Consider the following 10,004-nt stretch of genomic DNA (forward strand, 5'->3'; position numbering starts at 1 on the left):
TCCGCTGAATTCGTGGAACACCTGGTCGTGGCGGTGGAACCCGTGGCTGCTCGTCGCCCGCGGCTACGCGGTGCTGCTACCGGACCCGGCGCTGTCCACCGGTTACGGTCGCGAGTTCGTGCAGCGCGGCTGGGGCCGGTGGGGCAAGGAACCGTTCACCGATCTCATGGCGATCACCGACGCCGCCGAGGCGTTGCCCGAGATCGACTCCGGGCGGACCGCCGCGATGGGCGGATCGTTCGGCGGCTACATGGCGAACTGGATCGCCGGGCACACGGACCGGTTCCGCGCGATCGTCACCCACGCGAGTCTGTGGGCGCTCGACCAGTTCGCGCCCACGACCGACGCCGCGTGGTACTGGCAGCGCGAGATGACCCCCGAGATGGCGGTGGAGAACTCACCGCACCTGTACGTCGACAGCATCGTCACCCCGATGCTGGTGATCCACGGCGACAAGGACTATCGCGTTCCCATCGGGGAGGCGCTGCGTCTGTGGTACGAGCTGCTGTCCGAATCCGGCCTGCCCGCCGACGACGACGGCACGACCGTGCATCGCTTCCTGTATTTTCCGAGCGAGAACCACTGGGTGCTCAGCCCGCAGCACACCGCGGTCTGGTACCGGACGGTCGAGGCGTTCCTGTCCGAGCACGTGCTCGGCCGGCCGGTCGACCTGCCGGAACTGCTGGGCTGAGATCGACCGGCTCGGCGCGTTTGCGCGCGATCAGTGCTTGTGGCCGGCCTTCTTCGCCAGTGAGCCGACCGTCTCCTGGACGTGGGGCACGGTGTCCTTCACAACCTTCGACACCTGGGGGACGGTGTCCTTGACGACCTTGGACGCCTCGTGCACCTTGTCCTGGACCGCGGGGTTGTGCCACAGGTCCGCGGACTGTCCCACCAGCTTGTCGTAGGTTCCTCTGCCCGACTTCGAGCCGAGGACGTATCCGGCTGCGGCCGCGCCCGCCGCCAGCATCAGTGCTCGCATCATCGTGGTCTCCCGTTCGTGTCGACCGGTTGCGGGCCCACGGAGTACCCGCTCAGGGGCGGATCCACACGCGGCGCGGTCACCACGCGGGACGGAGGCGTCCCGTCGTGACCACCGTCCTCAGGGCGGTACCGAGGGCCGCGTAGGTCGCGGGATCGAGCCGGTCCCGCCACTGCTCGACCGCCTCGCGCGCCGCGTCGTCCGCGGCGCGCGTGCAGGCCCAGCCCCGATCGGTCGGGCGCAGCAGACGTGCCCGCGCGTCGGTGGGGTCCGCTTCCCGCGTGACGTAGCCGCGCTCGACGAGTTGGTCGACGAGCTGTCCGGCGGCCTGCTTCGTGACGCCGAGGTACTCGGCGAGGTCGGAGGCGGTGGCGTCGCCGGCGCTGATCCGGGCGAAGGCGAATCCGTGCGACGGGCGGACGTCGGTGAACCCGCGTGCGGCGACGCCGTCCTGGATGGCGTCGACCAGTTGGCTCGCGGCCCGCAGGACGAGCACCGGGAGATCCGGGAAGTCGGTCATGGATTCATCTTGACAGAAAGGTCAAGTAGCTTGACCATGTAGACAATCAACTTGACTACATGGGGGTAGTGACATGACGGTCCTCGGCACAGCGGACGCCGTCCGGTTCGACGCGCACGGCAGCACGTTCGCGTCCTATGTGGCGTCCCGGAACAGCACCCAGCTGTGCGCGTGGCAGCTCACGGTGCCGGCGGGAACGCGCGGCGTGGCCCACCGCCCGAGCCGCGACGAGGTGCTCCTCGTCCTCGACGGAACGCTGCACGTCACCCTCGACGGCACCCGCAACCGGGTCGAACGGGGGAAAGTCGCACTGGTGCGCGCCGGTGTCGAGGTGATCGTCGACGGCGGACCGCAGGAAACCACCGTCTGGGTCACGACCACCCCGGGGCTGACCGCGACCCTGAACGACGGCACGCAACTCACCCCGCCCTGGGCGCAGTGATCGCGACCGGGAGCGGGCCGGCCGGGCGACGGGGCCTGTCCTGGCGATTTGTGCGCGGCGCTTAGGATTGCCTGGTGACCAGTGCGCCAGAGAACCCGCAGAATCCCGCCGACGCCCTCCCCAAGAGCTGGGACCCCAGCGCTGTCGAGGCCGAGCTCTACCAGGGCTGGGTAGATGCCGGGTACTTCCAGGCCGATCCGACGAGCGAGAAGCCCGGCTACTCCATCGTGCTGCCGCCGCCGAACGTCACCGGCAGCCTGCACATGGGTCATGCTCTCGACCACACCCTGATGGACGCCCTGACCCGCCGCAAGCGCATGCAGGGATTCGAGACGCTGTGGCTGCCCGGCATGGACCACGCCGGTATCGCCACCCAGACCGTCGTCGAGAAGCAGCTCGCCGCGGACGGCAAGAAGAAGGAAGACCTCGGCCGCGAGCAGTTCGTCGAGAAGGTGTGGGACTGGAAGCGCGAGTCCGGCGGCACCATCCAGGGCCAGATGCGTCGCATCGGCGACGGCGTCGACTGGTCCCGCGACCGCTTCACCATGGACGAGGGCCTCTCCCGCGCCGTGCAGACCATCTTCAAGCGCATGTACGACGACGGGCTCATCTACCGGGCCGAGCGCCTGGTGAACTGGTCGCCGGTGCTGCAGACCGCCATCTCCGACATCGAGGTCAAGTTCGAAGAGGTCGAGGGTGAGCTCGTCTCCCTGCGCTACGGCTCCCTGAACGACGACGAACCGCACGTGGTCGTCGCGACCACCCGTGTCGAGACGATGCTCGGCGACACCGCCGTCGCGGTGCACCCCGACGACGAGCGCTACAAGCACCTCGTCGGCACCACGATCTTCCACCCGATCACCGAACGGCAGATCCCGGTCATCGCCGACGATTACGTCGACCCCACGTTCGGAACCGGCGCCGTGAAGATCACCCCGGCGCACGACCCCAACGACTTCGAGATGGGTCTGCGGCACAACCTGCCGATGCCCACCATCATGGACAAGGCCGGCAAGATCGCCGACAGCGGAACGCGTTTCGACGGCATGGACCGTTTCGAGGCGCGCGTCGCGATCCGCGAGGAACTCGCCGAGCAGGGCCGTGTCGTCGCCGAGAAGCGCCCCTATCTGCACAGCGTCGGCCACTCCGAACGTTCCGGGGAGACCATCGAGCCGCGTCTGTCGATGCAGTGGTGGGTCAAGGTCGAGTCGCTCGCCAAGGCTGCCGGCGACGCAGTTCGCAACGGTGACATGGTGATTCACCCCGCCAGCCAGGAACCGCGGTGGTTCGCATGGGTCGACCACATGCACGACTGGTGCATCTCCCGCCAGCTGTGGTGGGGTCACCGCATCCCGATCTGGTACGGCCCGAACGGCGAGATCGAGTGCTTCGGCCCCGACGAGACCGCCCCCGAAGGCTGGGAGCAGGACCCAGACGTCCTCGACACCTGGTTCTCCTCGGGCCTGTGGCCGTTCTCCACGATGGGCTGGCCGGAGAATACCCCCGAGCTCGAAAAGTTCTATCCCACCAGCGTTCTCGTCACCGGCTACGACATCCTGTTCTTCTGGGTCGCCCGGATGATGATGTTCGGCACCTACGTCGCGGGTGACGACGCGCTCGGCGGCGGGAAGGTTCCGTTCAAGGATCTGTTCCTGCACGGCCTGGTTCGCGACCAGTACGGCAAGAAGATGTCGAAGTCGCGCGGCAACGGTATCGATCCGCTCGACTGGGTCGAGCGCTTCGGCGCCGACGCACTGCGCTTCACGCTCGCGCGCGGCGCGAACCCGGGCAGCGACCTCGCCGTCGGTGAGGACCACGCCCAGTCCTCGCGCAACTTTGCGAACAAGCTGTTCAACGCGACCAAGTTCGCGCTGATGAACGGTGCCGTCGTGACCGAGCTGCCCGCGCGCGGCGAGCTCACCGACGCCGACCGCTGGGTCCTCGACCGGCTCGAGCAGGTCCGCGCCGAGGTCGACGAGGCCTTCGAGAAGTTCGAGTTCTCCAAGGCCTGCGAGGCGCTGTACCACTTCGCGTGGGACGAGGTCTGCGACTGGTATCTCGAACTCGCGAAGGTGCAGCTCGCCGAGGAAGGAAACCGTCCCGCGCACACCCGGGCCGTGCTCGGTGCCGTGCTGGATTCGCTGCTGCGTCTGCTGCACCCGGTGATCCCGTTCGTCACCGAAACCCTGTGGAAGGTGCTCACCGGCGGCGAGTCGCTGGTCATCGCGTCCTGGCCGGCCGCGACCGGGGTGGCCACCGACGCCGACGCGGCCCGCCGGATCGAGGACATGCAGAAGCTCGTCACCGAGGTGCGCCGCTTCCGCAGCGACCAGGGACTCAAGCCGTCGCAGAAGGTCGCTGCGCGTCTCAACGAGATCGACGCCGCCGACCTCGCCTCGCAGGTCCCGGCGGTGCGCTCGCTGGCGCGCCTCACCGAGCCCGAGGACGGTTTCGCCGCGACCGCGTCCGTCGAGGTGCGCCTGTCCCGCGCGACCGTGACGGTCGAGCTGGACACCTCCGGCACCATCGACGTCGCCGCTGAGATCGCGCGCCTGCGCAAGGATCTCGCGGTCGCCGAGAAGGAACTGGCCGGCACGTCCGCGAAACTCGGCAACGAGGCGTTCCTGGCGAAGGCCCCGGCGCAGGTCGTCGAGAAGATCACCGCGCGCAAGCAGATCGCCGAAGAGGAGATCGCTCGTTTCACCGCGCGTCTGGCGGAGCTGGGTCAGGCGTGAGCACCGAACGACCCGGGGAACCGTCCCCGGTGGATCTCGCGGAACTGGCGCTGGTCGAGGCCGAACTCGACCAGCGCTGGCCCGAGACGAAGATCGAGCCGTCGCTGACCCGGATCGCGGCGCTCATGGACCTGCTCGGGTCCCCGCAGCACAACTATCCGGTCATCCACGTCGCCGGCACCAACGGCAAGACGTCGGTGACCCGGATGATCGACGCCCTGCTGACCCGTCTGCACCGGCGTACCGGCCGCACGACCAGCCCGCACCTGCAGTTGGCGACCGAGCGGATCAGCATCGACGGGGTGCCCGTATCGCCGCGCACCTACGTCGACACCTACCGCGACATCGAGCCGTACGTGCGGATGATCGACCAGCAGTCCGAGGCCGCGGGCGGTCCCCGGATGAGCAAGTTCGAGGTCACCACCGCGATGGCGTTCGCCGCGTTCGCCGACGCTCCCGTCGACGTCGCGGTCGTCGAGGTCGGCCTCGGCGGCCGGTGGGATGCCACCAACGTCGTCGAGAGCCAGGTCGCGGTGATCACCCCGATCGGTATCGACCACACCGGTTATCTCGGCGAGTCCCTCACGGAGATCGCGGGGGAGAAGGCGGGGATCATCAAGCGGGCCCGCCCCGACGACCTGGTGCCCCGCGACACGGTCGCGATCATCGCGCAGCAGGAACCCGAGGCGATGGAGGTGCTGCTGCGTCAGGCGGTCGAGGCGGACGCCGCGGTCGCGCGGCAGGGTTCGGAGTTCGCCGTGCTGCAGCGGCAGATCGCCGTCGGTGGCCAGCAGCTCGAGCTGCAGGGTCTCGGCGGCGTGTACAGCGACATCTTCCTGCCGCTGCACGGTGAGCACCAGGCGTTCAACGCGTCGCTGGCGCTCGCCGCGGTCGAGGCGTTCTTCGGGGCCGGACCGGACCGGCAGCTCGACGTCGACGCCGTGCGCGAGGCGTTCGCGTCGGTGGTGAACCCCGGCCGGCTCGAGCGGGTCCGCAGTGCGCCGACGGTGTTCCTCGACGCCGCCCACAACCCGCACGGCGCGAAGGCGCTCGCGGCCGCGTTGGCCGCCGAGTTCGACTTCCGCAAGCTGGTCGGTGTGGTCTCGGTGATGGCCGACAAGGACGTCCGTGGTCTGCTCGAGGCCCTCGAGCCGGTGTTCGACGAGATCGTGGTCACCCACAACGGGTCGCCGCGCGCCATGGACGTCGACGACCTGGCCGACCTCGCCGTCGCCCGGTTCGGTGACGAGCGGGTGGTGACGGCTGCGACGCTGCCCGACGCGATCGAGACGGCGATCGCGATCGCCGAGGAGGTCGCCGAGCCCGGTGAGGCAGTATCGGGAGCGGGCGTCGTGGTGACCGGTTCCGTCGTCACCGCCGGTGCCGCCCGCAGTCTGTTCGGAAAGGACCCCGCGTGAGCAACGAAAACCCGGCCGGGAAGGATCCCGAGATCCGGCCTCCGGCCAAGGACCCGTGGAAGGGTTTCCGCGGCGTCATGGCCGGAACACTGGTCCTCGAGGCGATCGTCGTGCTGCTCGTGCTGCCGGTCGTCGCCGCCGTCGGTGGTGGTCTGGACGCGTTCTCCGGCACCTACATCATCGTGCTGGCGGTGCTGATGTTCCTCGGTGCGGGCGTCCAGGGACGCTCGTGGGCGATCCCGTTCAATCTGGGCCTGCAGGTGCTGACGCTGCTGGGCTTCTTCGTCGACCCGGCGCTCGGTGCGGTGGGCGTGCTGTTCTCGGTGGTCTGGGCGTACCTGCTCTACCTGCGCAAAGACATCAAGGAGCGGGAGGCGCGGGGTCTGCTCCCGGGCCAGCGCGACTGAACCTCTACGCTGTTCGGCGTGACTGAACGGACTCTGGTACTGATCAAGCCCGACGGCGTCGCACGCCGTCATGTCGGAGAAATCCTCTCGCGCATCGAGCGCAAGGGCCTCAACATCGTGGCGCTGGAGCTGCGTACCGCGACCGAGGAGGTCGCCGCGGCCCACTACGCCGAACACGAGGGCAAGCCCTTCTACCCGGGTCTGATCGAGTTCATCACCGGTGGCCCGCTCGTCGCGGCGGTGCTCGAAGGCCCCCGCGCGATCGCGGCGTTCCGGCAGCTCGCCGGCGGCACCGACCCGGTCGAGAAGGCCGTGCCCGGTTCGATCCGCGGTGACCTCGGCCTCGACGCGGGAGAGAACCTCGTGCACGGCTCCGACTCGGTCGAATCGGCCGAGCGTGAGATCGCACTCTGGTTCCCGGAGCTCGCGAACGCCTAGTCGTTCGCCGAAGCGGACACGAGTCGACGGCGCCCTTCGGGGCGCCGTTGGCGTATCCGGGCATTCCTGTGTGGGATACTGGGGAAGGTTGCTCCATACGAACGAGTGCGGAACGACCGACGACATCACGGAACGATGCCCGACATCGCTGTGGCCGAGAAACGCAGGAGACACCTCGCTCGGCGGCATGCTGGATGTTCCGGCGCTCGATTCGCGATCAAGCCAGGCACCGCTCGGCCGTGCAGTGAAAACGGGCACCGGACGACCGCGCGATGCGAGACCGGAGACCTCGCGCCAGAGGGCGCGAGCACACAGACTGCGCCCCCGCGTGGCCGCGTCACATCGCCGTTCGGTGATGGACGCGCCCGGGGGTCTTAGGAGACCTACGTGGCAGATCAAGTGCCGCCGAACGACAATTCCACCGAAGCCGCAGCGGAGCTGCCCGCGAAGATTCGCGTGCACGCCCTCGCCAAGCTGCTCGGACTGACCAGCAAAGAGGTCATCGCGAAGGCCGCGGAGTTCGGCCACGAGTTGCGCAGTGCGCACTCGACGCTCCACCGTGACTCCGCCGAGCAGATACGCGACGCGCTGGTCGCGCCCGCCTCGGTGACCGGCGAGACCGCTCCCGCTGCAGAGGCCGAGGCTGCGCCGGCAGTCGAGGCCGAGGCTGCGCCGGAGCCCGAGGCCGCGCCGGAACCAGAGGCTACGCCGGAAGTCGAGGCCGAGACCGCGCCGGAACCCGAGGCCGAACCGCACCTCGCCGGTCCCGGTTCCCTGTTCACCGCCCCCGTGCAGGACACCCCGCTGTTCGAGGCTCCGCAGCCCGCGCCGACCGTCGAGCCGATCGTGGAAGCACCGCTGTTCCTGCAGCCCGACCTGACGGCTCCGGTGGAGAGCACCCCGCGCCGCCGCCGCACCCGTCGCGGTGCCGAGACCCCGGCCGAGCCGATGGTCGAGGCGGAGGAGAGCACAGAGCCCGCCGTCGAGGAAGAGCCCGCCGAGACCACCGCCGAGACCGAAGAGGAACACCCCCGTCGTCGGCGGCGTGGGCGTCGTGGCCGCGGTCGTGGCCGCGGTGACAGCGCCGAGGGCGGAGAGACGACCGAAGAGTTGAAGGCTGCCGAGGAGACGGAGGCCGCCGAGGTCTCCGAGACCGAGGAAGCCCGTGTGGGGGCCGAAGCGGAGACGGGTGCCGGGGTCACCGAGACCCCGGCCGCCGAGGCCGCCGAGGAAGCCGCCGAATCGGACGAGGGCGTCTCGGAGGAAGAGCAGGGCGAGGGCACGTCCCGTCGTCGCCGCCGCCGTCGCCGTCGCAAGGGCAGCGAGGCTGCGGACACCACCGTCGAGGACGACTCCGTCCCCACCGTCATCCACGAGCGCGAACCGCGCAGCAAGGCCCGCGCGGTCAAGGACGAGGTCCAGGGCATCACCGGGTCGACCCGCCTGGAAGCGAAGCGGCAGCGTCGCCGCGACGGCCGCGAGGCCGGCCGCCGCCGCCCGCCGATCCTCACCGAGTCCGAGTTCCTCGCCCGCCGCGAATCCGTCGACCGCGTCATGGTCGTGCGGGAGCGGACCGACGGTGCGCACGCCGGCATGACCCAGGTCGCGGTGCTCGAGGACGGCATCCTCGTCGAGCACTTCGTGACCAGCGCCAACTCGGCGTCCATGGTGGGCAACGTCTACCTGGGCCGCGTGCAGAACGTGCTGCCGTCGATGGAGGCCGCGTTCATCGACATCGGCCGCGGCCGCAACGGCGTGCTGTACGCAGGTGAGGTCAACTGGGAGGCCGCAGGCCTCGGCGGCAACTCCCGCAAGATCGAGCAGGCGCTCAAGCCCGGCGATCAGGTCGTCGTGCAGGTCAGCAAGGACCCGGTCGGGCACAAGGGTGCTCGTCTGACCACGCAGATCAGCCTCGCGGGCCGCTTCCTGGTGTACGTGCCGGGCGGATCGTCGACCGGTATCAGCCGCAAGCTGCCCGACACCGAACGCAAGCGTCTCAAGGAGATCCTGCGTGAGATCGTCCCGTCCGACGCCGGCGTCATCATCCGCACCGCCGCCGAGGGTGTCAGCGAGGAGGAACTCTCGCGGGATGTGACCCGGTTGCAGACGCAGTGGGCCGCCATCCAGGAGCAGGCCGAGAAGGCGAAGTCCGAGGCGTCCGGCCAGCCCAAGACGCTGTACGAGGAGCCGGACCTGCTCGTCAAGGTCGTCCGCGATCTGTTCAACGAGGACTTCTCCAAGCTGGTCATCGAGGGCGACAAGTCCTGGCGCACCGTCGAGAACTACATCCGCACCGTGGCGTCCGACCTCCTGCCGCGCGTGGAACAGTACGACAACCCGGGAAGTGTCGACGTCTTCGCCGCCCACCGCATCGACGAACAGCTCGCCAAGGCGCTCGACCGCAAGGTGTGGCTGCCGTCCGGTGGCACGCTCGTCATCGACCGCACCGAAGCCATGACGGTCGTCGACGTCAACACCGGCAAGTTCACCGGTGCCGGCGGCAACCTCGAGGAAACGGTCACCCGCAACAACCTCGAAGCGGCCGAGGAGATCGTGCGGCAGATGCGGCTGCGCGACATCGGCGGCATGATCGTCGTCGACTTCATCGACATGGTGCTCGAATCGAACCGTGACCTGGTGTTGCGTCGCCTCACCGAAGCACTCGGACGCGACCGCACCCGTCACCAGGTCTCCGAGGTGACGTCGCTGGGCCTGGTCCAGATGACGCGCAAGCGGCTCGGCACCGGTCTGGTCGAGGCGTTCTCGACCACCTGTGAGCACTGCCACGGTCGCGGCATCATCGTCCACTCCGACCCGATCGAGTCGAAGCCGGCCGAGGATTCCGGTCGTTCGAAGAGCGAGGGCGGATCGCGCCGTAAGCGCGGCCGTGATCGCGGGGCGAGCCAGGAACCGCAGCAACAGCAGCCTGCGGAACCCGCAGCGCACCACCATGTGACCCCGGAAGAGGCAGCGGCGCGCCGTGCCCACCCGGTCGCGCTGGCGATGGCCGCCCACCATGCGACCGATGCCAACGGTGAGCAGGTTGCCGAGGCGACCGAGCA

Annotated in this window: 9 protein-coding genes; 7 read left to right on the forward strand and 2 right to left on the reverse strand. The window is 69.2% G+C overall.

From position 1 onward, the window contains the following. On the forward strand, nucleotides 1–691 hold a 691-nt coding region (locus ACN675_RS25595; protein ID WP_420753505.1), incomplete at its 5' end, for a prolyl oligopeptidase family serine peptidase. A 30-nt stretch (nucleotides 692–721) separates the two neighbouring features. On the opposite strand, the gene ACN675_RS25600 is transcribed toward ACN675_RS25595, so the two are convergent. Further along, on the reverse strand, nucleotides 722–985 hold the full coding sequence (locus ACN675_RS25600) for a hypothetical protein (protein ID WP_197250135.1): 264 nt from the start codon (nucleotides 983–985) through the stop codon (nucleotides 722–724). Between the two features lie 76 nt (nucleotides 986–1,061). Continuing rightward, complete coding sequence (locus tag ACN675_RS25605) at nucleotides 1,062–1,502, reverse strand: MarR family winged helix-turn-helix transcriptional regulator (protein ID WP_420753506.1); 441 nt, start codon at nucleotides 1,500–1,502, stop codon at nucleotides 1,062–1,064. Nucleotides 1,503–1,575: 73 nt separating this feature from the next. Between ACN675_RS25605 and ACN675_RS25610 the strand changes: the two genes are divergently transcribed. The 6 genes from ACN675_RS25610 to ACN675_RS25635 all read left to right on the forward strand — a co-directional run. Then, nucleotides 1,576–1,944, forward strand: a complete 369-nt coding sequence (locus ACN675_RS25610; protein WP_420753507.1) for a cupin domain-containing protein — start codon at nucleotides 1,576–1,578, stop codon at nucleotides 1,942–1,944. A 71-nt stretch (nucleotides 1,945–2,015) separates the two neighbouring features. Continuing rightward, nucleotides 2,016–4,679 (forward strand): valine--tRNA ligase, encoded by a 2,664-nt coding sequence (locus ACN675_RS25615; RefSeq protein WP_420753512.1) that lies wholly within the window; start codon nucleotides 2,016–2,018, stop codon nucleotides 4,677–4,679. Next, nucleotides 4,676–6,097 (forward strand): bifunctional tetrahydrofolate synthase/dihydrofolate synthase, encoded by a 1,422-nt coding sequence (folC, locus tag ACN675_RS25620; RefSeq protein ID WP_420753508.1) that lies wholly within the window; start codon nucleotides 4,676–4,678, stop codon nucleotides 6,095–6,097. The genes ACN675_RS25615 and folC overlap by 4 nt, the downstream gene beginning before the upstream one ends. Then, nucleotides 6,094–6,504, forward strand: coding sequence for a DUF4233 domain-containing protein (locus ACN675_RS25625; RefSeq protein ID WP_420753509.1), 411 nt, complete (start codon nucleotides 6,094–6,096; stop codon nucleotides 6,502–6,504). Before folC ends, ACN675_RS25625 begins: the two co-directional genes overlap by 4 nt. Before the next feature lie 18 nt (nucleotides 6,505–6,522). Then, complete coding sequence (gene ndk, locus ACN675_RS25630; protein ID WP_420753510.1) at nucleotides 6,523–6,942, forward strand: nucleoside-diphosphate kinase; 420 nt, start codon at nucleotides 6,523–6,525, stop codon at nucleotides 6,940–6,942. A gap of 387 nt (nucleotides 6,943–7,329) precedes the next feature. Continuing rightward, the coding region (locus ACN675_RS25635; protein WP_420753511.1) for a translation initiation factor IF-2 N-terminal domain-containing protein at nucleotides 7,330–10,004 on the forward strand (2,675 nt) is incomplete at its 3' end.

It is taken from the genome of Rhodococcus sp. O3, assembly GCF_048897285.1.
Taxonomy (GTDB): domain Bacteria; phylum Actinomycetota; class Actinomycetes; order Mycobacteriales; family Mycobacteriaceae; genus Rhodococcus.

Coding starts and splice junctions, on each gene's coding strand:
- ACN675_RS25600 (WP_197250135.1), bottom strand. CDS start 985: ATGATGCGAGCACTGATGCTGGCGGCGGGCGCGGCCGCAGCCGGATAC.
- ACN675_RS25605 (WP_420753506.1), bottom strand. CDS start 1,502: ATGACCGACTTCCCGGATCTCCCGGTGCTCGTCCTGCGGGCCGCGAGC.
- ACN675_RS25610 (WP_420753507.1), top strand. CDS start 1,576: ATGACGGTCCTCGGCACAGCGGACGCCGTCCGGTTCGACGCGCACGGC.